General features: G+C 66.3%; 21 protein-coding genes. 16 read left to right on the forward strand and 5 right to left on the reverse strand.

Features of this window, described 5'->3' with window-relative positions:
- Nucleotides 1-3 precede the first annotated feature (3 nt).
- Genes K0O64_RS10180 through K0O64_RS10195 form a run of 4 tightly spaced genes read right to left on the reverse strand, consistent with a single transcriptional unit; the run spans nt 4 to nt 3,135 of the window.
- Complete coding sequence (locus tag K0O64_RS10180; protein WP_096311030.1) at nt 4-879, reverse strand: cytochrome c biogenesis CcdA family protein; 876 nt, start codon at nt 877-879, stop codon at nt 4-6.
- Entirely contained in the window at nt 876-1,643 is a 768-nt protein-coding gene (locus K0O64_RS10185; protein ID WP_096311031.1) for a DsbA family protein, read from the reverse strand. Before K0O64_RS10185 ends, K0O64_RS10180 begins: the two co-directional genes overlap by 4 nt.
- A 21-nt stretch (nt 1,644-1,664) precedes the next feature.
- The gene (locus K0O64_RS10190) at nt 1,665-2,750 is read right to left on the reverse strand and encodes a sulfite oxidase (protein WP_096312781.1); all 1,086 of its coding nucleotides are present in this window, start codon (nt 2,748-2,750) and stop codon (nt 1,665-1,667) included.
- 46 nt (nt 2,751-2,796) lie between these two features.
- Nucleotides 2,797-3,135 (reverse strand): rhodanese-like domain-containing protein, encoded by a 339-nt coding sequence (locus tag K0O64_RS10195; RefSeq protein ID WP_096311032.1) that lies wholly within the window; start codon nt 3,133-3,135, stop codon nt 2,797-2,799.
- 335 nt (nt 3,136-3,470) lie between these two features.
- On the opposite strand from K0O64_RS10195, the gene K0O64_RS10200 reads away from it, so the two are divergent.
- The 5 genes from K0O64_RS10200 to K0O64_RS10220 all read left to right on the forward strand — a co-directional run bounded on the left by K0O64_RS10200 (nt 3,471) and on the right by K0O64_RS10220 (nt 8,682).
- Nucleotides 3,471-4,241 (forward strand): sulfite exporter TauE/SafE family protein, encoded by a 771-nt coding sequence (locus K0O64_RS10200; RefSeq protein ID WP_096311033.1) that lies wholly within the window; start codon nt 3,471-3,473, stop codon nt 4,239-4,241.
- A gap of 43 nt (nt 4,242-4,284) precedes the next feature.
- Nucleotides 4,285-5,631: an MBL fold metallo-hydrolase gene (locus tag K0O64_RS10205; RefSeq protein WP_096311034.1), complete on the forward strand. Its 1,347-nt coding sequence runs from the start codon at nt 4,285-4,287 to the stop codon at nt 5,629-5,631.
- Nucleotides 5,632-5,675: 44 nt separating this feature from the next.
- Complete coding sequence (locus K0O64_RS10210) at nt 5,676-6,905, forward strand: L,D-transpeptidase (RefSeq protein ID WP_096311035.1); 1,230 nt, start codon at nt 5,676-5,678, stop codon at nt 6,903-6,905.
- A 101-nt stretch (nt 6,906-7,006) separates the two neighbouring features.
- Nucleotides 7,007-7,438 carry an RrF2 family transcriptional regulator gene (locus K0O64_RS10215; RefSeq protein WP_096311036.1) on the forward strand — a complete coding sequence of 144 codons (432 nt, stop codon included), beginning with the start codon at nt 7,007-7,009 and terminating at the stop codon, nt 7,436-7,438.
- Nucleotides 7,439-7,449: 11 nt separating this feature from the next.
- Nucleotides 7,450-8,682 carry a globin domain-containing protein gene (locus K0O64_RS10220; RefSeq protein ID WP_096311037.1) on the forward strand — a complete coding sequence of 411 codons (1,233 nt, stop codon included), beginning with the start codon at nt 7,450-7,452 and terminating at the stop codon, nt 8,680-8,682.
- Nucleotides 8,683-8,707: 25 nt separating this feature from the next.
- On the opposite strand, the gene K0O64_RS10225 is transcribed toward K0O64_RS10220, so the two are convergent.
- Nucleotides 8,708-9,529: an aldo/keto reductase gene (locus K0O64_RS10225; RefSeq protein ID WP_096311038.1), complete on the reverse strand. Its 822-nt coding sequence runs from the start codon at nt 9,527-9,529 to the stop codon at nt 8,708-8,710.
- Nucleotides 9,530-9,778: 249 nt separating this feature from the next.
- Here K0O64_RS10225 and K0O64_RS10230 point away from each other — a divergent pair, with 249 nt between their 5' ends.
- The 11 genes from K0O64_RS10230 (at nt 9,779) to mutM (ending at nt 20,655) form a co-directional block, all read left to right on the forward strand.
- Nucleotides 9,779-10,873, forward strand: coding sequence for an alpha/beta hydrolase (locus tag K0O64_RS10230; RefSeq protein WP_096312782.1), 1,095 nt, complete (start codon nt 9,779-9,781; stop codon nt 10,871-10,873).
- A gap of 74 nt (nt 10,874-10,947) precedes the next feature.
- Nucleotides 10,948-11,733 carry a DsbA family protein gene (locus K0O64_RS10235; protein WP_096311039.1) on the forward strand — a complete coding sequence of 262 codons (786 nt, stop codon included), beginning with the start codon at nt 10,948-10,950 and terminating at the stop codon, nt 11,731-11,733.
- Nucleotides 11,730-12,368: a vitamin K epoxide reductase family protein gene (locus tag K0O64_RS10240; RefSeq protein WP_071946300.1), complete on the forward strand. Its 639-nt coding sequence runs from the start codon at nt 11,730-11,732 to the stop codon at nt 12,366-12,368. Before K0O64_RS10235 ends, K0O64_RS10240 begins: the two co-directional genes overlap by 4 nt.
- Before the next feature lie 40 nt (nt 12,369-12,408).
- Nucleotides 12,409-15,816 (forward strand): pyruvate carboxylase, encoded by a 3,408-nt coding sequence (locus K0O64_RS10245; protein ID WP_096311040.1) that lies wholly within the window; start codon nt 12,409-12,411, stop codon nt 15,814-15,816.
- On the forward strand, nt 15,813-16,364 hold the full coding sequence (gene rsmD, locus K0O64_RS10250; protein WP_096312783.1) for a 16S rRNA (guanine(966)-N(2))-methyltransferase RsmD: 552 nt from the start codon (nt 15,813-15,815) through the stop codon (nt 16,362-16,364). Before K0O64_RS10245 ends, rsmD begins: the two co-directional genes overlap by 4 nt.
- A gap of 11 nt (nt 16,365-16,375) precedes the next feature.
- On the forward strand, nt 16,376-16,861 hold the full coding sequence (coaD, locus tag K0O64_RS10255) for a pantetheine-phosphate adenylyltransferase (protein WP_096311041.1): 486 nt from the start codon (nt 16,376-16,378) through the stop codon (nt 16,859-16,861).
- An 84-nt stretch (nt 16,862-16,945) separates the two neighbouring features.
- Complete coding sequence (locus K0O64_RS10260; protein ID WP_096311042.1) at nt 16,946-17,512, forward strand: hemerythrin domain-containing protein; 567 nt, start codon at nt 16,946-16,948, stop codon at nt 17,510-17,512.
- 170 nt (nt 17,513-17,682) lie between these two features.
- Complete coding sequence (gene sepIVA / locus K0O64_RS10265) at nt 17,683-18,420, forward strand: cell division protein SepIVA (protein WP_071946266.1); 738 nt, start codon at nt 17,683-17,685, stop codon at nt 18,418-18,420.
- A 58-nt stretch (nt 18,421-18,478) separates the two neighbouring features.
- Nucleotides 18,479-19,078, forward strand: coding sequence for a YceD family protein (locus K0O64_RS10270; RefSeq protein ID WP_096311043.1), 600 nt, complete (start codon nt 18,479-18,481; stop codon nt 19,076-19,078).
- A gap of 41 nt (nt 19,079-19,119) precedes the next feature.
- The gene (rnc, locus tag K0O64_RS10275) at nt 19,120-19,767 is read left to right on the forward strand and encodes a ribonuclease III (RefSeq protein ID WP_396931997.1); all 648 of its coding nucleotides are present in this window, start codon (nt 19,120-19,122) and stop codon (nt 19,765-19,767) included.
- A gap of 24 nt (nt 19,768-19,791) precedes the next feature.
- Entirely contained in the window at nt 19,792-20,655 is an 864-nt protein-coding gene (gene mutM, locus K0O64_RS10280; protein WP_096311045.1) for a DNA-formamidopyrimidine glycosylase, read from the forward strand.
- The last annotated feature ends 60 nt before the right edge of the window (nt 20,656-20,715 follow it).

Below are 20,715 nucleotides of genomic sequence, written 5' to 3' on the forward strand. Positions count from 1 at the left end.
GAATCAGAATCGGCTGTCTTCGACGCGGTCCTGCGAAGGCCGTGGCTCGATTGCATTGTCTCGCTTGGCGGCACGCACCCGCACAGCCAGCACGGCGACCGCCACGAGACTGGCGACCAGGCCGACGCCGAGCACGAGGTCGGGGTCCGCGACAGCACGCCGCAGCCAGCCTTGAACGGCTACTTCGGTTTCGGCGCTCAGGATGCCGCCGAGGTTGGCGGTGCCTGCGGTGGTGAGGAAGAAGACACCGATGCCGACGAACAACACACCGGAAATGACGGAATTGGTATGCGCATGCAGCGGTCCGATGCGTAGTGGTCGCCCACGTAACCAAGACTTTTCACCCATGCGCAGCCTGTCCCACGTCAAGGCCAAGAGTGCCAGCGGCACGGTCATACCGACTGCGTAGACGGCCATGAGCAGAGCGCCGTAGAGGGGGTCCGATCCGACGACGGCGACGGTGAGAATGGCGCCGAGCAAGGGGCCCGAGCAAAAGCCGGCAAGACCGTACACCGTGCCGAGTGCGAATACCGATAGTGGTCCCTGGACGCGTAGCGATCCGGCGGTGCGCTGTGCGCGGCCCACTGTGAAGCCCTTGCCCAATATCATCGCAACGCCAAGGGCGATGATGACGACGGCGGCAGCCAGAGTCGTCTGAGTGCGGTAGGCGGTGATGGCTGCTCCCACTGCGCCGACTCCCGCTCCGAGCGGGATCAACACCGTGGCCAGACCGGCCAAGAAAATCGCCGTCCGGGCCAGGATGGTCCTTCCGTCGGTGAAGGCGTACGCAAAAAAGGAGGGTAGTAGCAATGCCGAGCACGGGCTGAGCAGAGCCAACAGGCCGCCCAGGAACGCGCCGATGACGCCGACGTGAATCACTTTTCCGTCGGCTTTCCGGCGGCCAGGTCGTCAACCAGGGTGGTGAACACGTCCGTCGGTTGAGCTCCGAGGACAGGATGTCCATTCATCGAAAAGGCTGGGGTGGAAGGAATCCCGAGACTTTGTCCCTGTGCGAGGTCGGCGTCGATGGCGGCGTCGAAGTGCGTGGATGCGGCATCGGTATCGAATCGGGCGAGGTCGGGGACACCAACTTGTCGGGCGATGTCGTGCAATTTCGCGGCAGAGAGGTCAGGGTGACCGGTGGCCGGTGCAGTGGAGTACACGGTCTGCACGAACGGCCAGAATCGGCCTTGCGCAGCGGCAGCGCGGGCTGCGCGGGCGGCATCCCTGGACTGAGGCCCGAAGATCGGCATGTCACGCCACTCGATGCGGAGGACACCGCTGCTGACGTAGCGCTGGACCAGGACCGGTTCGGTGTTGCGGGAGAACTCCGCACAGAATGGACAGCGCAGATCGGCGAATTCCACCAGGACGATGGGCGCATCCGGTGAGCCAAGCGCCAACGGGTCGCCGGTCTGGCGACGAGCTACCTCACCGAGTGGGCCAAGCGCTGGACGGGGTCCGGTTGTTGACGATGTCGGCGGGGCAACGGCGACAGTGCTTCTCGGCGTGGAGCCGTTGTCCTGGTGAGTGTGGCGCATCAGCAGCGCTGCGGCCAAAGCTATGGCCGCGATGACTGCGATGCCGAGAAGGATGATGTCGCGGCGGCGGCTCTTCGCCGTGGGGGCAGGCTGTGCCGGCATATGATCTGCTTCCAAGGTGGCTCAGGTGACGTTGAGGGTGATGCGGGCCCAGGAGTTGTTCAGGTAACCCTTCGGATTCCACAGTGCCGCAGCACTTTCCGGTTGGGTAGCGGCGGTGTCGTCGAATGCCCTGACCGCCACCGCAAGTCGACCGGGGTGGCATTGGACGGTGTATGTCCAGCGGCACCACGCCCACCGGCCGGCAGGCAGGTTGATATCGGCTTGGCCCCACGTGATTCCGTCGTCGGTGGAGACATCGACGCGGGCGACGCGACGGCCATCGGCGGCTTGGGCGTAGCCGACAAGGGTCAGCGCTCCCGCTGGTACCTGATCGCCATCGCGGTGGCTGAGGATGTCACTGTTCAGTGCCAGCGTCGACAACGAGATGCCGTCACCCGGCGCGATCGTTTCGGGGTCGATGTCGGGCGCGACGATCCGATAGGCGCTGGCCTGGAAGTAGTTGTCGGTGGGAGCGTCGCCGACAGTGATGGCGGTGACCCACTTGACGCTGCGGGCGCCGATGTAGCCGGGCACGACGACGCGGACCGGTCCGCCATGCACGCGTGGGAGTGGCTGGCCGTTCATGCTCCAGGCAAGCAGCACTTCGGGGCTTCGGGCTTTGACGATGTCGATCGAACTGCCGTAGTTCTGCGGAGGGTTGGCAAGGTAGGAGACGTCAGGACCGTCGAAAGCGACATGCAACCCGTCGGCGTCCTCGGCGCCGACATCGTCCAGAATGTCGGCGAGGCGGACGCCACACCATTCGGCGGTTGACACGGCACCAGAGCCCCACGGATCTTCGCCAGGGATGCTGCGGACCGCGATCAGCCCAGCTCGACGATTTCCCGCGCACTGCATGGTGGCGATGACCGTGGCGCGGGCGAACCGCTGGCGGATCTCGTCGAGGGTGAACACATGTGGTCGAGCGACGCGGCCGCCGACAGATAGCTGCCAGTCCTGCGCGCCGATGTCCGGGATGGTTCCGTGGTTGCGACTGTAGAAGACATCGACAGGAGTGATGGCCTCGGCGGCAAGGGCTTGCGGCGGCGGTTCGGCGTTGAACGGATCTGCGTCGTGGATGATCATGTCGGATCGTTTGCCCCACATCAGATGTCCTTCCAGATCGGTGTCGGACGGAAGCGACGGCGAATTGTCAGGCCACAGTGCCGGGCATACCGTCGTCACGGACGAGGGGTTGGCCGGCCCGGGCCCAGGCCAACATCCCGCCGTCGAGGTTGACGGCGTCGACGCCGGCGTCAACCAACGCTGCTGCGGCTGTACGTGACCGGTTGCCCGAGCGGCAGGTCACCACTACCGTCCCGGACTCGGTGAACTGGCGCGGATCGAGGTCGCCCAACCGCATATGCCGAGCGATCGAGGCGTGCCCGGCCGCCCACTCGTCGTCTTCGCGCACATCGAGCAGTCGCGCGTCGCTTCCGGCCAGCAGAGCGAGCGCGCGGGTCACGTCTACCTCGGGGACTGCGGTGGACATGGTGTCTCCTTTCGCAGACGGCCGCAGATCGATATCGAACAGGCCCGCTGGCTGCGCAGGCCCTCTGGTCGGTGCGGCGATCTCATTGTCGGTACATGATTGAAATATACCTACTGGGGTATGTAGGTCGACAGCAGGTTTGGATGAGTAGCCGATAACCGGATCGACAAGGGGAAACTGTCATGAGCGTGAGACCCGTATCAATCATGTTGATGCGCAATCGCTTACAGAGTTTGGCTGCCCGACGGGGCGATGAGCGGGGGGCTCCTGGGCTGGCGACGGCGGGCATGTCGGATGAGTTCCCCGTCATACCGGGTTGACACTGCAAGGCCACCATGACGATCGCGCTAGCCCTGCTATTCGGCACGATTATCGGAGTGCTGCTGGGCCTGCTTGGCGGCGGCGGCTCCATCCTGGCCGTGCCGGCATTGGTGTACGCCGTGGGACTCGACATGGCGCAGGCGATTCCGGTGTCACTGCTGGTGATCGGTATCGCCTCGGCGGTGGGTGCTCTGCCGAAGGTTCGGGCACGCCACGTCGAGTGGCGGCTGGCGGCGGTGTTCGCCGCGGCGGGAATTCCGGCCACATTCGCCGGTTCGGCGCTCGGGTCGCACCTGCCTCAGTCGGCGCTGCTGCTCGGCTTCGCCGCGGTGATGGTGCTGGCCGGGGTCCGGATGCTGAGGGAGGACGGGTCAACCGGCACAGCGTGCGATACCGCCGGCGGTATCGACTGGCAGCGATGCGCACCGCGGTCCATCCCGGCAGGCGCAACGGTGGGATTGCTCACGGGCCTCTTCGGCGTTGGCGGCGGATTCCTGATCATTCCTGCCCTCGTGCTCATGCTTGGTGTCGAGATGCCCGTCGCCGTCGGCACCTCATTGCTGATCATTGTGGCCAATTCAGCCGCCGGAGTCGTGTCGCACCTGCAGGGCCTGCACATCAATTGGACCGTGGCGGCTGCGTTCGCGGCCACCGCGACCACCGCGTCACTGGCCGCCGGACACCTAGGCACCCGCCTGTACACCGGCCGGCTGCAGCGGTGGTTCGCCGTACTGGTTTTCGCCGTCGCGGCGTTCGTCGTCGTCGACACCCTCTGGCTGCGCTGACGCGCACGGCCGCACGGAACACATTCGAACGGAGGAAACAAACATGGACGTCACCATCATCGACACGTCGGGATTGGGCGATCGCAGTTACCTGGTCTGCGAGGACAACGTGGCTGCCGTCATCGACCCGCAACGTGACATCGACCGCGTTCTGGAGCTGGCCGCCGACCGCGGCGCAACGATCACCCACGTCTTGGAGACGCACATCCACAACGACTACATCACCGGTGGGCTCGAGTTGGCGCGCACGGTCGACGCGGAATACGTCGTGGCAGCCGGCGACGACGTGGGCTACGACCGCCGCGCCGTCGGCGATGGTGACGTCATCGACGTGGGCCCGTTCCGTTTTTCGGTGATGCACACGCCAGGCCACACCCATCACCACGTCAGCTACGTGCTCCACGATGCGGCCGGTAAAGCGGCGGGGGTCTTCACCGGCGGTTCGATGCTGCACGGCACCACCGGGCGCACCGATTTGATCGGCGCCGAATACACCAAGGAGTTGACGCACGCGCAGTTCCACTCCGTGCGCCGGTTGGCCGCCGAACTCACCGACGATGTGCAGATCTATCCCACGCACGGGTTCGGCAGCTTCTGCTCGGCCAGCCCGGCCAGCGGCGACTCGTCGACGATCGCCCAGGAGCGCACCACCAACCCGGCGTTGACCAACGACGAACAGACCTATGTCGATCAGCTGATCGCCGGCCTGTCCGACTATCCCGCGTACTACGCCCACATGGGCGTCATCAACGCCGACGGTCCCGCGCCGGTCGACCTGTCGCTACCCGAACCGGTCGACGCCGCAGAACTGCGCCGCCGTATCGACGCGGGCGAATGGGTCGTCGACCTCCGCAGCCGCACGGCGTTCGCTGCCCGACACCTGTCGGGCACGATGGGATTCGAACTGTCCACCCAATTCGTGACCTACCTGGGCTGGCTCTACGCCTGGGGCGCCCCGCTGACGCTCGTCGGCGACGATGTCGACCAGATCCTGAAGGCGCGTCGGGAGTTGTCCCGCATCGGTGTCGACAACATAACCGGCTCGGCCGCCGGCGATATCGCGGCTTTGGCGGACGGCGAATCGCTGGCGGGCTACCGCGTCGCCGACTTCGCCGACCTGGCCAAGATCCACGGCGTGGAAGATCTCACCGTTCTCGACGTGCGGCAACGCCACGAATACGACGACAGTCATATCGCCGGAGCCGTCAACATTCCGCTGCACGAGTTGATCGCTCGGCTCGACCACGTGCCGCGCGGGCAGGTATGGGTTCATTGCGGATCCGGGTACCGGGCCTCGATCGCTGCATCGCTGATCGACTCACCCGAACGCAGCGTGGTACTCGTCGATGACGAGTTCGGCAATGCCGCCGCCCATGATCTGACCGCCTGACGCCCTTCATCCCTGCCCTGCAAGAACTTTCGAGGAGTCATGCCGTGGCCGTCCGCCGCCGTCCTGTCATCGTTGGTGCCACCGTCGCGATCGTGCTGATCGCCGTGCTTCTCGGCTGGTGGATCGGCGGTCGTTCCACCACCGAGCCGACTGTGGCGGCTCCGCCTCCGGCGCCGGCGCGGATCACGATCGTGCCGGGCCCGGGCGCTGCCGGTGTCGACCCGCTCGGGGCGGTGCGGGTGGCCGCGGCGGATGGCGTTCTCACCGACGTCCGGATGACCAACGACGAGGACAAGCCGGTGCCGGGTGTCCTGACTCCGGATGCCCAGGTGTGGAAGCCGAGCGTGCCGCTCGGCTATGGGCGCACCTACACGCTGACGGTGAACAGTCGCGGTGTCGGCGGTGTGCCCGCCACGCAGACGTCGACGTTCAGCACGCTCACACCAGGCAACCAGACCAAGGTGACGTTGACTACCACCTCGGGCGCGGAGCTGACCGAAGGCGGCACCTACGGTGTGGGTGTCGTCGTGGTCGCCCACTTCGACGAACCCATCACCGACCGTGCCGCCGCGCAGCGTCGCCTCGTGGTGACCACAAAGCCTGCGGTGCAAGGCTCCTGGTACTGGGTAGACGATCAGAACGCTCACTGGCGGCCGCAACACTATTACCGCTCCGGAACGACAGTGTCGGCAGCGGCAAACGTCTACGGAGCCAATCTCGGCGGGGGCCTCTACGGCCAGGAAGACACCAAGGTGTCGTTCGCTATCGGCGATGCGCACGTCTCTGTCGCCGACGACTCCACCAAGACCATCCAGGTCTACAACAACGGTCAGCTTGTTCGCACCATACCCACCTCCATGGGCATGGGTGGGACGGAAACCGTTGGCGACCAGACCTTTTCGTTCTGGACACAACCAGGGACGTATACGGTAATGGACAAGGCCAATCCCGTCGTCATGGACTCCTCAACTTACGGCCTGCCCATCAACTCACGCCTCGGGTACAAGGAGACCATCCATTACGCGGTGCGCCTGAGTACGGACGGGATCTACATCCACCAGCTGGAAAGCACCGTGTGGGCGCAAGGCAATACGAACGTTTCGCACGGCTGCCTCAACGTCAACACGGGCAACGCGCGGTGGTTCTACGATTTCTCCCAGCCTGGAGACGTTGTCGAAGTTCGCAATACCGGCGGACAACCGCTGCAGATATGGCAGAACGGGGACTGGAGCGTGCCCTGGGACGAGTGGCTGGCCGGCAGCGCGGAGGCATAATCCAACGTCCTCGCAGGTCAAAAATCCGCACCGATTCGTGTATTCAAGCCCACATCGGTTAAATGCGCATTCCAGATGCGGAATAAACTACCGTCAGGTTCATGCAGCTCACACGGTTTACCGACCTAGGCCTCCGGGCCATGATGCTGCTCGCGACCGGTCAGACCCGCGAGCAGCGGGTGACCACCAGAACGGTCGCCGCGGCCGCCGGCGCGTCGGAGAATCACGTCGCCAAGGCGGTCTCGCGACTGACCGAACTGGGGCTGGTGCATTCCCGCCGCGGCCGCACCGGTGGCCTCGAACTCACCGAAGCCGGGCGCGACGCATCGCTCGGCTGGCTGGTCCGCCGCCTCGAAGGTGACCGCGAAGTCGTCGACTGCACCGGGCAATCGGCGTGTCCGCTGATCGCGGGCTGCCGGCTGCGGCGAGTGCTCGCCGACGCCAAGGAGGCGTTCTACGCCGAACTCGATCGCTACACCATCTCCGACCTCGTCGGCAGCCAGATGCTGCCCGTCGTTTTACAACTGAAGTGAAAGGATCCGAAATGACCACCACCGCAATCGAAGCGGCCGAGGTTCACGAACTTGAGCCCGAGCACGCCGAGATCATCAAGGCGACACTGCCGCTCGTCGGCGCGCACGTCGATGAGATCACGGTGGCGTTCTATCGGCGGATGTTCGGTCAACATCCCGAACTCCTGCGCAACCTGTTCAACCGCGGCAACCAGGCTCAGGGATCGCAGCAGCGCGCGCTGGCCGCGTCGATCGCGACCTTCGCGACGCATCTGGTCGATCCGGATCTGCCGCACCCGAGCGAACTGCTCTCGCGCATCGGCCACAAGCACGCCTCACTGGGCGTCACCGCCGACCAGTACCCGATCGTGCACGAGCACCTGTTCGCCGCGATCGTCGAGATCCTGGGGGCCGACACGGTGACCGCCGAGGTCGCCGCGGCGTGGGACCGGGTGTACTGGATCATGGCCGACACGCTGATCGGGTTGGAGCGTGAGCTCTACACCCGTGCCGGGGTCGACACCGGCGACGTCTTCCGCCGGCTGCGGGTCACCGCCCGAGAAGACGACCCGTCGGGGGCTGTGCTGGTGACCGTAGGTGCTGAGGGAATCTCGAACGCTTTTGCTGCGCAGTATGTTTCGGTTGGTGTGACACTTCCCGACGGTGCGCGTCAGCTGCGTCAGTACAGCTTGGTGAACGCTCCGGGTGCCGCCGAGTTGACCTTCGCGGTCAAGCCGGTCGACGCCGTCGACCAGAGCCCGGCGGGCGAGGTGTCCAACTGGATCCGCTCGAATGTCCGGGTCGGTGACCTGCTGGACGTCACGGTGCCGTTCGGCGATCTGCCCGAGCCGCGCAGCGGCGCTCCCGTGGTGTTGATCTCCGCCGGTATCGGCATCACGCCGATGGTCTCAATCCTGGAATGCCTTGTCGCACACGGCTACACGGCGCCGGTGCAGGTTCTGCACGCCGACCGCAGTGAGGAGACGCACCCGTTGCGCAAGCGGCACCGCGAACTGGTCGACATCCTGCCCGACGGCAGCCTGGATCTCTGGTATGCCGAAGGCGTCGACGGTGACAACGCCAGGATTCACGAGGGACTGATGAACCTCGAGGACATCGAGATCGCCGACGGCGCCGAGATCTACCTGTGCGGCAACGATGGTTTCGTGCAGGCGGTGCGCGCACAGCTGACCGCCCGCGGCATCGCGAAGGAGCAGGTGCACTGCGAGTTGTTCAGCCCGAACGACTGGCTGCTGGACGCCTGAGTCGCAGCGGTATCGACGGCGGGGCCTAGGTTGCCGGATTCGGCACGAACCGGGTCCCGTCGTCGAGCCCGCCCAGGGACTCGATCTGCTCGGGCGTGAGGTCGAAGTCGAACACGTCGGCATTCCCGGCGATCTGTGCCGGATCGGTGCCGCGGGGAATGACGATATCGCCCTGCTGCAGGCTCCAACGGATCAGCACCTGCGCTGCCGACTTGCCATGAGCCGCAGCGATTTCCGCAACCGCGGGCAGTTCCAGCAGCTTGCTCTCAGCCAACGGGATGGACGCTCCGGTGATGATCGAATGCCCGGCGTGCACACCGCGCAGCTCGGACTGATTCAGCAGCGGATGCAGTTCGACCAGGTTGACCACCGGCGGGAAGTAGCTCAAGTCGATGATGTCCGAGAGGTTTTCGGCAGTGAAGTTCGCGACACCGATCGACTTGATCAGGCCGTCTTGACGGGCCCGCATGATTCCGCCCCAGGCGTCGATGTACTTGCCGTTGGCCTCGGCGGGCCAGTCCATCAGGTAGAGGTCCACATACTCCAGACCGAGACGTTGCACGCTGGCCCTGATCGCGTCCTGCGAGGACTGGAAACCCTGATCCTCGGTGGCGAGCTTGGTGGAGATGAACAGTTCGTCACGGGCAATGCCCGACGCGGCGATGGCGCGCCCGACTGCCTCTTCATTGCCCTTGTCGGTGTCGATCAGCCGGTACCCGACCTCCAGGGCGCTGGCCACCGCGCTCTCGGCCTCCGCGGCGGACAGCTCGGCGACGCCGAGGCCCAGAACCGGGAGAATGTTGTCGTCGTTGAGCGTGACGGTGGGGATCGCGGCCGCCGGCATCATGTCACCTGTCTGTGGAGTCGAAGTGAGTCGGGGACAGAACCCGTCGCAATCGGCTACGGGTCAACCGACTTCGGGTGACGATAGTACCCACGGCGATATGTCGTCTGAGCAGGCCCGGCGCGCCGCCGCCGAGAAATGATCGAATTGTCGGATTCGTCAACCGGTGACTGCGCGCGGGGTTGGCCGGTCGCCGGCAGTCGTGGTCCCGTACGCTGCGGCGATACCGGTCTGCACACCAGAACCGAGGAGATGACGAAAACCGTGTCCGGGACTCCGAAGGGCCGATTCGTGAAGCGGGCGCTGCCGGTGGTGAACCGAGCCGGCGTCAAGCTCATTCCACACCTGCCGAGCGCGCTCAAGCGGCTCCTATCGGGTGGCCGCGCGATCACGATCGACGGAAACACCCTCGATCCGTCCATCCAGATGATGCTGGCCGCCCAGCGGGCGACGGGGATGAGCAGCCTCGCGGTCACCGGTGATCCGATCGCCACCCGGCGGCAGAACCGGGAAGCGACCGCGAGCCTCGATGAGGCCGACGTCCATGTCGCTGCGATCGACCCGATCGACATCCCCGGTCCGGCCGGGATCATTCCAGCCCGGCACTATCGCCCCGCCGACGCCGACGGCGCGCCGCTGCTGGTCTTCTACCACGGTGGGGGATTCGTTTTCGGTGACCTCGAAACGCATGATTCGGCCTGCCGGCTCATCTGCCGGGACGCCGGCGTGCACGTTCTGGCGATCGACTACCGACTGGCACCCGAGCACAAGGCGCCCGCCGCCGCCGACGATGCCTACGCCGCCTACCTGTGGGCGGTGTTGAACGCCGCGGATCTGGGCGCTGATCCGGACCGCATCGCCGTCGGCGGCGACAGCGCCGGTGGTTGCCTGGCGGCGGTGGTGGCCCAGCTCGCTCGCGATGGCGGCGGCCGGCAGCCCAGCCTGCAGTGGCTGATCTACCCGGTCACCGACCTGCGCGGCGGGACCCGCTCGCGCACCCTGTTCGCCGACGGCTTCCTGCTGTCGAAAGCCAACATGGATTGGTTCGCCGACGCCTACGTCGAGGGCTCCGACGTCGACATCACCGATCCGCGGGTGTCGCCGTTGCTGGCCGACGACTTCAGCGGGCTCGCACCGGCGCTCGTCGTCACCGCGGGCTTCGACCCGCTGCGCGACGAGGGCGAACAGTACGCCGCAAAACTGCAGGCAGCGGGGGTGCCCGTCGACACGAGGCAGATGGGCCCGATGACCCATGCATTCCTGAACCTCAACGCGCTGGGCGGACAGGTCAGCCGGTGCAACGCTGAGATGATCTCGGCGCTGCGCGCGCACCTCGCTCGCGCCTGATCAGTCGCCACACGGGCCGCCGGTACTCTAGAGGCGCTAACACTGCAGTCTTGACAGCGAGGATCAGCTGACCCGTGGCCACCAACAAGAAAAGCACCCCCCGCTACGACCTGAAAGCCCAGGACCGTAAGCGCAACCTGGCTATCCAGCTGGGGCTGACCGCGATCGTCGTCATCTTCGCCGTCGCTCTGGTGCTCTACATCGTGATGAGCCACGACAAGAAGACCGCGGCGGCCGGCAACGCGCAGGCGGTCCGGATCACCTCGAGCCAGCTGATCAAGAAGGACGGCACCGACGAGCCGAAGGCGGTCCTGTCGCTCTACGAGGACTTCCAGTGCCCGCACTGCCGGGACTTCGAGAAGGTCATGGGCCCGACGATCAGCAAGCTGATCGAGACCGGTGCCATCGCCGCCGACTACAACATGGTTGCGATCCTGAACTCCTCGGCGAACAAGAACTATTCGACGCGTGCGGCCAACGCGGCCTACTGCGTCGCCGACGAGAACAAGGACGCCTTCGTCCGCTTCCACAGCGCGCTGTTCGCCCAGCAGCCCGAAGAAGGTTCGAGCAGTGCGCCGGACAACAGGGCGCTGATCGAGACCGCCCGGCAGGCCGGCGCGGCGGGCAGCGTCCCGCAGTGCATCAACTCCGGTAAGCACAGCGACATGGTCGAGGGCCTGGCCGCGGCGTCGAAGATCACCGCCACCCCGACCATCCGGCTCAACGGGCAAGACATCAGCCCGGCCTCGCCGGAGGACCTGATCGCCAAGGTGAAGGCGGTCGTCGGCAACGTGCCCGGCCTGGACGCCGCCCCGACACCGCAGAGCCCGACCCCGCCCACGCCGGCCCCGACGTCATGAGCGTGGCGACCCCGGCACCGGTCGAACCGACCGAACCCGTCGAGTCGAAAGACCCGTCGGCTGGGGTCGCGGTGCGCCGGACCAGTGCCTGGTGGGTGCTGATCGCCGGTGTCATCGGCCTGATCTCCTCGGCCACCCTGACGATCGAGAAGATCGAGATCCTGGTCAACCCGGCCTATGTGCCCAGCTGCAGCATCAACCCGGTGCTGTCGTGCGGTTCGGTGATGATCACGCCGCAAGCGTCGGCGTTCGGCTTCCCCAACCCGCTGATCGGCATCGCCGCGTTCTCCGTCGTCGTCGTCACCGGCCTCCTCGCGGTGACGAACGTGCGGCTGCCGCGGTGGTATTGGACGGGACTGATGATCGGCACCGCGTTGGGCGTGGTGTTCATCCACTGGCTGATCTTCCAGACGCTGTACCGCATCGGCGCGCTCTGCCCGTACTGCATGGTCGTCTGGGCGGTCACCGTGCCCCTGCTGGTGGTGGTCTCCTCGATCGCGTTGCGCCCGTTGGCAGGCAATGTGGTGGCCCGGGTGCTCTACACCTGGCGGTGGTCGCTGGTGACGCTGTGGTTCACCGCTCTGCTTCTGCTGATCCTCGTGCGGTTCTGGAACTACTGGTCCACGCTCATCTAGTCACCGGGCGCGGGCGAGGCGACAAGGGTAGGGTTTCCGGGTGATTTCCAAAGTCCTCGTCGCCAATCGCGGTGAGATCGCCATCCGAGCATTCCGCGCCGCGTACGAACTGGGCATCGGAACGGTGGCGGTCTTTCCTTACGAGGACCGCAATTCGTTGCATCGACTGAAGGCTGATGAGTCCTATCAGATCGGTGATATCGGGCATCCGGTGCGGGCGTATTTGTCGGTCGAGGAGATCGTCGCTACCGCTCAGGCCGCCGGCGTCGACGCGATTTATCCCGGTTACGGCTTCCTGTCGGAGAATCCGGAACTTGCGGCGGCGTGCGCGGCTTCGGGGATCACGTTCGTCGGTCCCGATGCTTCGATCCTCGAGCTGACCGGAAACAAGGCGCGCGCGATCACTGCGGCCCGGGATGCCGGTCTGCCGGTGCTGGCGTCCTCGGCTCCGTCGGCCTCGGTGGACGAGTTGGTCGAGGCCGCCCGGTCGATGGAGTTCCCGCTGTTCGTCAAGGCCGTCGCCGGTGGCGGTGGCCGCGGGATGCGCCGGGTCACCGAGCCGTCGGCGCTGCCCGAGGCCATCGAGGCCGCCAGTCGCGAGGCCGAGTCGGCGTTCGGCGATGCCACGGTGTTCCTCGAGCAGGCGGTGGTGAACCCGCGCCATATCGAGGTTCAGATTCTGGCCGACACCTACGGCAACGTCATGCACCTCTATGAACGTGACTGCAGCGTGCAGCGCAGACACCAGAAAGTCATCGAGCTGGCGCCCGCACCCAACCTGGATCCCGATCTGCGCGACCAGATCTGCGCGGACGCCGTGGCCTTCGCCCGTCACATCGGCTACACCTGTGCCGGCACCGTCGAGTTCCTGCTCGACGAGCGTGGGCGCCACGTCTTCATCGAGATGAATCCGCGGATCCAGGTGGAGCACACCGTGACCGAGGAGATCACTGATGTCGACCTGGTCTCGGCGCAGCTGCGGATCGCGTCGGGGGAGTCGCTGACCGATCTGGGGCTCAGCCAAGCGACCATCGCACCGCACGGTGCGGCCCTGCAGTGCCGCATCACCACCGAGGACCCGGCCAACGGATTCCGGCCCGACACCGGCCGGATCACCACCTACCGTTCGCCGGGCGGGGCGGGTATCCGCCTGGACGGCGGAACCCATCTCGGCGCCGAGGTCGCTGCGCACTTCGACTCGATGCTGGTCAAGCTGACCTGTCGCGGTCGTGATTTCCCGACCGCGGTGGCCCGGGCCAAGCGGGCGGTGGCCGAGTTCCGCATTCGCGGTGTGTCCACGAATATCCCGTTCCTGCAAGCGGTTCTGGACGATCCGGACTTTCAGGCCGGCCGGATCACCACCTCGTTCATCGACGAGCGCCCGGAATTGCTGACCGCGCGCACCTCGGCGGACCGCGGCACCAAGATGTTGAAGTTCCTGGCCGAGGTGACCGTCAACTCGCCCTACCGCGACCGGCCCCGGTACTACCCGCAGGACAAGCTGCCCGATATCGACATCACGGCACCCCCACCGCCGGGCAGCAAGCAGCGCCTTGACGAACTCGGCCCGCAGGGATTTGCCCAGTGGCTCAAGGAAACTCCCGCAATCGGCGTGACCGATACGACGTTCCGCGACGCCCACCAGTCGCTGCTGGCGACACGGGTGCGCTCGTCGGGATTGCTCAAAGTCGCGCCCTACATCGCCAGGATGACCCCTGAGCTGTTGTCGATCGAATGCTGGGGTGGCGCGACTTACGATGTGGCGCTTCGGTTTTTGAAGGAAGATCCGTGGGAGCGGCTGGCCTCGCTGCGGGAGGCGATCCCGAACATCTGCCTGCAGATGCTGCTGCGCGGCCGCAACACGGTGGGCTACACCCCGTATCCGGAGATTGTGACGCACGCCTTTGTCGACGAGGCTGCCCGCACCGGCGTGGATATCTTCCGAATCTTCGACGCGCTCAACAACGTTGAGTCGATGCGACCGGCCATCGATGCGGTACGCGCGACGGGTTCGGCGGTCGCCGAGGTCGCGATGTCCTACACCGGTGACCTGTCCGACCCCGCCGAAACGCTGTACACGCTGGACTACTGGCTGCGGCTGGCCGAGCAGATCGTCTCCGCCGGCGCACACGTACTGGCGATCAAGGACATGGCCGGGCTGCTGCGCCCGCCGGCGGCGGCCACGCTGGTCGCTGCGCTGCGCAGCCGCTTCGACCTGCCGGTGCACGTGCACACCCACGACACCCCCGGCGGTCAGCTGGCCACCTATACCGCGGCCTGGCATGCCGGGGCGAGTGCGGTCGACGGTGCCGCGGCCCCGCTGTCGGGCACCACCAGCCAGCCGCCGCTGTCGGCGATCGTCGCCGCCGCGGCACACACGCCCTTCGATACCGGCATCAGCCTCGATGCGGTGTGCGACCTGGAGCCGTACTGGGAACTGCTGCGCCGGGTGTACGCCCCGTTCGAGGCCGGCCTGCCTGCGCCGACCGGCCGGGTGTACCACCACGAGATCCCCGGCGGCCAGCTTTCCAACCTGCGCACACAGGCCATCGCGCTGGGCCTGGGTGAACGCTTCGAGGACATCGAGGACGCCTACGCCGGCGCCGACCGGATCCTGGGCCGGCTGGTCAAGGTCACCCCGTCGAGCAAGGTGGTCGGAGATCTGGCGCTGGCCCTGGTCGGCGCGGACATCACCGCCGAGGAGTTCGCCGAAGACCCGGCCCGTCACGACATCCCCGACTCGGTGATCGGGTTCCTGCGCGGCGAGCTGGGGGACCCGGCCGGCGGATGGCCAGAGCCGTTGCGCACCAAGGCATTGGAGGGCCGCGGCGCCGCCAAGCCGGAGCAGCCGCTGTCGGTCGAGGACGAGAAGGTGCTCGGCGAACCCGGTCCGGCCCGCCAAGCTGCGCTGAACCGGCTGCTGTTCCCCGGTCCCACCAGGGAATTCGAGGCGCATCGTGAGGAGTACGGCGACACCTCGGGCCTGAGCGCCAACCAGTTCTGGTCGGGCCTGCGCCACGGCGACGAGCACCGCATCGAGATCGAGCGCGGCGTCGAGCTGATCGTCGGGCTGGAGGCCATCTCCGAGCCTGACGAGCGCGGCATGCGCACCGTCATGTGCATCATCAACGGCCAGCTGCGTCCGGTTATGGTGCGCGACAACAACATCGCCGAAACCGTGCCGGCCGCCGAGAAGGCCGACCGCAACAACGCCGATCACGTCGCCGCCCCGTTCGCCGGGGTGGTCACCGTCGGGGTCAGCGTCGACGAGAAGGTCAAAGCGGGTCAGACCATCGCCACCATCGAGGCGATGAAGATGGAAGCCGCCATCACCGCACCAAAGAGTGGCACCGTCACCCGCGTCGCCGTCGGCAGCACCGCCCAGGTCGAAGGTGGCGACCTGCTGGTGGTGATCGGTTCGGAGGGATTGACCGGGGGATCGGCCTGACCCGCATCGTCGGGGGCAGCGCCGGCGGCCGGCGCCTCGAGGTGCCGCCGCGGGGTACCCGGCCGACGACCGACCGGGTGCGTGAGGCGCTGTTCAATGTCCTTGCCGCGCGCCGGGACTTCGACGGTCTTCGGGTGCTCGACCTCTACGCCGGGTCTGGCGCACTCGGTCTCGAAGCCCTGTCGCGTGGTGCGTCGTCCGCGCTCTTCGTCGAAAGTGATTCGCGCGCAGTCACTGTCATCAAACGCAATATCGAAACCCTCGGACTGACGGGTGCGACGGTGCGACGCGGTGCGGTCGCGACGGTTCTGGCGGCCGGGTCCGATCGGCCGGTGGACTTGGTGCTGGCCGACCCGCCGTACGGGGTGTCGACCGCCGAGATCGAAGCATTGCTGGAGAGTCTGGAGCAGGGCGGCTGGCTGCGGTCGGAGTGCGTGGTCGTGATCGAGCGGCCGGCGTCATCCCCGGAAATCACCTGGCCGCCGGGGTGGACGCCATGGGACGCCAGGCGCTACGGAGATACCCGCATCGAGATCGCGGCCTGCTAGCGTCATCCGCTATGAGTGGCGCGGTATGCCCGGGATCGTTCGATCCGGTGACGCTGGGTCATATCGACGTCTTCGAGCGGGCCGCAGCGCAATTCGACGAGGTGATCGTCGCCGTGCTGATCAACCCCAAGAAGTCGGGGATGTTCGATATCGACGAGCGGATCGCGATGATCGACGAAGCATGCGCGCATCTGCCGAACCTGCGCGCCGAGTCCGGCCAGGGCCTGGTCGTCGACTTCGTCAAACAGCGCGGGCTGACCGCGATCGTCAAAGGTCTGCGTACCGGAACCGATTTCGAGTACGAGCTGCAGATGGCCCAGATGAACAAGCACATCGCCGGGGTGGACACCTTCTTCGTAGCCACCACACCGCAGTATTCGTTCGTCTCCTCGTCGCTGGCCAAAGAAGTCGCCACCTTGGGCGGTGACGTGTCAGCGCTGCTGCCGGAGTCGGTGAACCGTCGCCTGCAGGCCAAGCTGGCCGATCGCGACCGCTGACGTTTTGGGCCGAGGTGCCCCGGGTATCGCGTGGTTGGCGCACAGCCCCGCGCCGACAAGCCCCAATGCAGCGGAGGTATTGCTGTGGTTGAAACATTCGTACAGTCCACGACCGACGTCGTCGACTTCCTCAAGGATCAGCACAACCTGATCAAGGACATGTTCGACGAGGTATTGCACGCCTCGGATTCCAAGGCCAGGGAGAAGGCGTTCGTCGACCTGCGGCAGCTCCTGGCCGTCCACGAAACCGCCGAAGAGATGGTCGTTCATCCGCGGGCGCGGATGGAGGTGACCGACGGCGACAGCATCGTCGACGCCCGGCTCAACGAGGAGCATGAGGCCAAGGAGCAACTCTCCGCGCTGGAGAAGATGGACATCGACTCCAAGGAGTTCCTCGACGAGCTCGCCAAGTTCCGCGACGCGGTGATCGAGCACGCCGAACACGAGGAGAACGAGGAGTTCAACAAGCTGCAGTCCGAACTGGACGCGCCGGACCTGGAGCGGATGGTGGGCGCGGTACGCGCAGCCCAGGCGATCGCACCGACCCGTCCGCATCCCGGTGTCGAATCGGCGAAGCTGAATTTCGCGGTCGGCCCGTTCGCCTCGATGCTCGACCGCGCCCGCGACGTGATCGCGGCGGCCCTCAAGTAGCGACGGAATTGCACCGCAGGGGGCGTCAGGCCGACATAATCACCGGCGGGACGCCCTCTGACCGGTGCGGTTAGCAAAAAAGTCTTTCCGACACACCGGCCCGCCACCGCAGTCACAGGCGTAACACCAGGCACACTGGTCACTACCAACTACGCCAGGAGGGCGGCGCCGTGTACCGAGTTTTTGAAGCACTCGACGAGTTGAGCGCGATTGTCGAAGAGGCCCGCGGCGTTCCGATGACGGCTGGTTGCGTGGTTCCGCGCGGTGACGTGCTGGAGCTCATCGACGACATCAAGGACGCCATCCCCGGCGAACTCGACGACGCTCAGGATGTGTTGGACGCCCGCGACTCGCTGCTGCGCGAGGCCAAGGAGCACTCCGACTCGATGGTGTCGAACTCGACCGCCGAGGCCGACTCGCTGCTGAGTCATGCGCGCGCCGAGGCCGACCGGTTGCTGGCCGAAGCCAAATCCCAGGCCGACCGGATGGTGGCCGAGGCCCGCCAGCACAGCGAGCGGATGGTCGCCGAGGCCCGCGAGGAGTCCGGACGCCTGGCGGCCACGGCCAAGCGGGAGTACGAGGCGGCCACCAGCAGGGCCAAGGCCGAGGCCGACCGGCTTGTGGAGAACGGCAACATCTCCTACGAGAAGGCCGTGCAGGAAGGCATCAAGGAGCAGCAGCGCCTGGTCTCGCAGACCGAGGTCGTGCAGGCGGCCAACGCCGAGTCGACTCGACTGATCGACACCGCCCACGCGGAAGCCGACCGGCTGCGCGGCGAGTGCGACATCTACGTCGACAACAAGCTCGCCCAGTTCGAGGACTACCTCAACGGCACCCTGCGCTCGGTGAGCCGCGGTCGTCATCAGCTGCGCACCGCCGCCGGAACACACGATTACGTACAGCGCTGATCGGCGCGACCCGTGCCTACCGGCTGATTCGCACCGCGCCGGGTTTTAAGATCGGATTATGGCGACGCTGAACAGTGCTCACGCAAAGCACAAGTCACGGTCGCCGCTCGTATTCGACATCTCCCGGTTGGGCCGGCGCCCCGGAGCCATGCTGGAGTTGCACGAGACCGTGCCCAGTCCGTCGCGCATTGGACTGGACCTGATCGCGATCGAACGCGGTGCGGACCTGACCCTGGACTTGCGGCTGGAATCGGTATCGGAGGGCGTTCTGGTCACCGGCACGGTGTACGCGCCGACCCGCGGTGAGTGCTCACGCTGCCTGACCGAGGTCACCGGTGATGTCGAGATCTCGTTGACCGAACTGTTCGCCTACCCCGACAGCGCCACGGAATCGACCACCGAGGAAGACGAAGTCGGCCACGTCATCGACCAGACCATCGACCTCGAACAGTCGATCGTCGACGCCGTCGGGCTCGCCCTGCCGTTCGCCCCGGTGTGCTCGGACGACTGCCCGGGTCTGTGCCCGCAGTGCGGTGTCTCACTCAGCGCCGAACCGGATCACCAGCACGACGTGATCGATCCGCGGTTTGCCAAGTTGGCGGGCATGTTCCCCGCCGAAGATCCCGACGCCCCCGAGCCGGGGGCTGGTACTTCGTGAGCCCACCACGCGAAAACCTGCTGGCCGCATTGGGCGTCGACATGGCCGAAGACTTGCTGACGCTGGCGCTGACGCATCGCAGCTACGCCTACGAGCACGGCGGACTGCCCACCAATGAGCGGCTGGAATTCCTCGGCGATGCGGTGCTCGGCCTGACGATCACCGATGAGCTGTTCCACCGCCACCCGGAGCGCACCGAAGGTGACCTGGCCAAGCTGCGCGCCAGCATCGTCAACACCCAGGCGCTGGCCGACGTGGGACGCGGCCTCACCGACGAGGGGCTGGGCGCACACCTGCTCCTGGGCCGCGGCGAAGTCAACACCGGCGGGGCCGACAAGTCCAGCATTCTCGCCGATGGCATGGAGTCACTACTGGGCGCGGTGTATCTGCAGCACGGCATCGACGTTGCGAGGGAGGTGATTCTGCGGTTGTTCGGCAATCTGCTGGACACCGCCCCGACCCTGGGCGCGGGCCTGGACTGGAAAACCAGCCTGCAGGAGCTCACCGCGTCGCGCAGTCTGGGACCGCCGTCCTACGTGGTCACCTCGACCGGGCCCGATCACGACAAGGAGTTCACCGCCGTGGTCATGGTGATGGACACCGAGTACGGCCACGGCGTGGGCCGGTCGAAGAAGGAAGCCGAGCAGAAGGCGGCCGCCGCGGCCTGGAATACGTTGGACAACGCTTGAGCCACAGTCGTATTCAATGTTCTGATGCCTGAACTACCCGAGGTCGAGGTCGTCCGGCGCGGTCTGCAGGCGCATGTCGCGGGCCGGTCGATCTCCGCGGTGCGGGTGCACCACCCGCGGGCCGTGCGCAGGCACGAGGCCGGCGCGGCCGATCTGACCGCCCGGCTGCTCGACGCGCAGATCACCGGGACCGACCGGCGTGGAAAGTACCTGTGGCTCAACCTCTCTGACGAGACCGCTTTAGTCGTGCATCTGGGGATGAGCGGACAGATGCTGCTCGGGCCGGTGCCCAACACCAATCACCTGCGCATCGCGGCATTGCTCGACGATGGCACCGCGCTGAGTTTCGTCGACCAGCGCACGTTCGGCGGGTGGCAGCTGGCCGACCTGGTCGACGTCGACGGCAGCCGGGTACCCGAGCCGGTGGCCCATATCGCCCGCGACCCGCTGGACCCGCGGTTCGACCGCGATGCCGTCGTTACGGTGTTGCGCCGCAAGCACTCCGAGATCAAGCGGCAACTCCTCGATCAGACCGTGGTGTCGGGAATCGGCAACATCTACGCCGACGAGGCGTTGTGGCGCGCCAAGATCAACGGGGCGCGGCTGGCCGCCAACCTGACCCGCCGCCAGCTTGGCGAGCTGCTCGACGCGGCTACCGAGGTCATGCGCGAGGCACTCGGCCAGGGCGGCACGTCGTTCGACTCGCTGTACGTCAACGTCAACGGGCAGTCCGGGTACTTCGACCGGTCACTGAACGTCTACGGCCGCGAGGATCTGCCCTGCCCGCGCTGCGGCACCGCGATCCGCCGCGAGAAGTTCATGAACCGCTCGTCGTTCTACTGTCCACGGTGTCAAACAAAACCGGCCAAACCCCGCCCCCGACGGTGACACCGAACGAGATCGACGTTGTGCAGTGATTTACTCGTACTTTTCCGGCCATATGTCGGT

Origin of the sequence: Mycolicibacterium pallens, from assembly GCF_019456675.1 — a bacterium.
Classification (GTDB): Bacteria; Actinomycetota; Actinomycetes; order Mycobacteriales; family Mycobacteriaceae; genus Mycobacterium; species Mycobacterium crocinum.